General features: G+C 33.8%; 1 protein-coding gene. It reads left to right on the top strand.

What is annotated here, in order from left to right; translation table 11 throughout:
* Positions 1 to 295: 295 nt before the first annotated feature.
* On the top strand, positions 296 to 2,332 hold the full coding sequence (locus B0A58_RS15545) for a M3 family metallopeptidase (protein ID WP_243389519.1): 2,037 nt from the start codon (positions 296 to 298) through the stop codon (positions 2,330 to 2,332).
* Positions 2,333 to 2,370 lie beyond the last annotated feature (38 nt).

Raw genomic sequence — 2,370 nt, 5'->3', positions numbered from 1 at the left:
CGGCAAGTTGGGTTAATTGAGAAATATTTTATTTTTGCAAAATCTCAAAAAATGAACGTTGGTTCAAAAATTAATTTTAAAAAAGAATAGTTGTATTTTTTTTATAAATTTACAAAAAAAATAAAAACATGAAATCGCTATAAACAAATTCGTTTGATTGCAAACACCGATGAAAATAAAGCGATTCCATTTGAGCTATGAAAATAAATATGTATCTATGAAAATAAAATCAATACTACTACTAACTGTTATTTGCCAAGCAATGTCAGTTCAATCCCAAGAAAAAAAACAAGTTATGAATCCTTTTTTCGAAAATTACAGCACTCCTTTTCAAGTGCCTCCATTTCATTTAATTGAAAATGAACATTATAAACCCGCTATTTTAGAAGGTATCAAGCAGCAAGAAGCTGAAATCAAGGCGATTGTATCAAACAAAGAACAGCCAAATTTTGAAAACACCATTTTAGCAATGGAAAATTCTGGTAAATTTTTATCAAAAGTTCGCACCGTTTTTTCAAACATGAACAGTGCCAATACGAATGATGAATTACAAGCTTTAGCCAAAGAATTAGCCCCGAAATTATCAGCACATAGTGATAATATTAGTTTGAATGAAGCTTTATTTTTTCGAATAAAATCCGTTTTTGACAATCAAAAAAAATGGAAATTGAGCAAAGAGCAAGCTAAAATTTTAGATAATTTATACAAAAGTTTTGTTCGAAGTGGTGCCAATTTGAATGCTGCTGAAAAAGAAAAATTGCGAGAAATCAATTCAAAATTAGCAGTTGCTACATTAAAATATGGTCAAAATATACTTTCGGAAACCAATTCATATAAATTAGTTATTTCTGAAGAAAAAGAGTTAGCAGGTTTGCCAAAAAGTTTGGTAGAAAGTGCTGCTGCTGATGCAAAAGCCAAAGGTTTAGAAGGTAAATGGGTGTTTACACTTGCCAATTCTAGTGTGATGCCGTTTTTACAATATAGCAGCAATAGAAAATTACGTCAAGAAATTTGGAATGCTTTCCAACAAAAAGCGAACAATGGAAATGATAAAGACAATAAAGAATTAGCAATACAAATTGCAAATTTACGTTTGGAAAAAGCCAAATTATTAGGATATGCAACACATGCCGATTATGTTTTGGAAAAATCGATGGCAAAAAATCCGGAAACAGCGATGAAATTGTTGCAAGATTTATGGACACCTGCATTGGAAATGGCAAAAAAAGAAGCAGCAGATATTGCGATAATGATGCAAAAAGATGGAATAAACGAAGCGGTACAACCTTATGATTGGCGGTATTATACCGAAAAAATCAGAAAAGAACGTTTTGATTTGGACGAACAAGAACTGAAACCTTATTTTAGTTTGGAGCAAACTAGAGCAGGTGTATTTACGGTTTGTCAAAAATTATATGGCTTGCATTTTAAAGAGTTGAAAAATGTTCCAAAATACCATGAAGATGTAACCGTTTGGGAAGTAACAGAAAAAAATGGAACGCACGTTGGGGTCATTTATATGGACTTTCATCCGAGAGCATCGAAACGCGGTGGAGCTTGGATGACCTCTTATAGAGAGCAAAAAACCGAAAATGGAAAACGTATTGCACCGGTGGTTTCAATAGTTTGTAATTTCACAAAACCAACTGAAAATGCACCTGCTTTATTAACATTTGATGAAGTGAGTACTTTTTTCCATGAATTTGGACACGCTTTGCACGGGTTGTTGTCGAATGTAACTTTCGAGAGTTTATCTGGAACCAGTGTGCCTAGAGATTTTGTGGAATTGCCATCGCAAATAATGGAAAATTGGGCTTCTGAGCCAGAAGTAATGAAAATGTATGCCAAACATTACCAAACGGGCGAGATAATTCCAGATGTTTTGGTACAAAAAATGCAAAAAGCAGGCACTTTTGACCAAGGATTTACTACGGTTGAATATTTAGCAGCATCGTTGTTAGACATGGAATACCACACACAAAAACAAGCGATTACAACAGATGCCGCTACTTTTGAAAGTGCAGCAATGCAAAAAATCGGGTTGATTGATGCTATAATTCCACGATACAAATCCACCTATTTCAATCATATATTTGCAGGAGGCTATTCTGCGGGATATTACAGTTACATTTGGTCAGGCGTTTTGGATACCGATGCTTTTGAAGTGTTCAAAACCACGAGTTTATTCAATCCCGAGAAAGCATTATCCTTTAGAAAAAACATATTAGAAAAAGGAGGCACTGAAGAACCAATGGAATTATACAAACGATTCCGAGGCACCGAGCCAAGCGTTCAACCCCTATTAAAAAAACGAGGATTAAGCAAAAACTAACAAAAAAAAAGCCAGTAACAAAAATTACTGGTTTTTTT

Source organism: Flavobacterium branchiophilum NBRC 15030 = ATCC 35035 (assembly GCF_002217205.1).
GTDB lineage: Bacteria > Bacteroidota > Bacteroidia > Flavobacteriales > Flavobacteriaceae > Flavobacterium > Flavobacterium branchiophilum.
Note: the sequence above shows the minus strand (reverse complement) of the source record. Positions and strands in the feature narration are given on the sequence as shown.

Excerpts from the sequence above, each read along its gene's own strand:
- B0A58_RS15545 (WP_243389519.1), top strand. The coding sequence starts at position 296 with ATGAATCCTTTTTTCGAAAATTACAGCACTCCTTTTCAAGTGCCTCCA.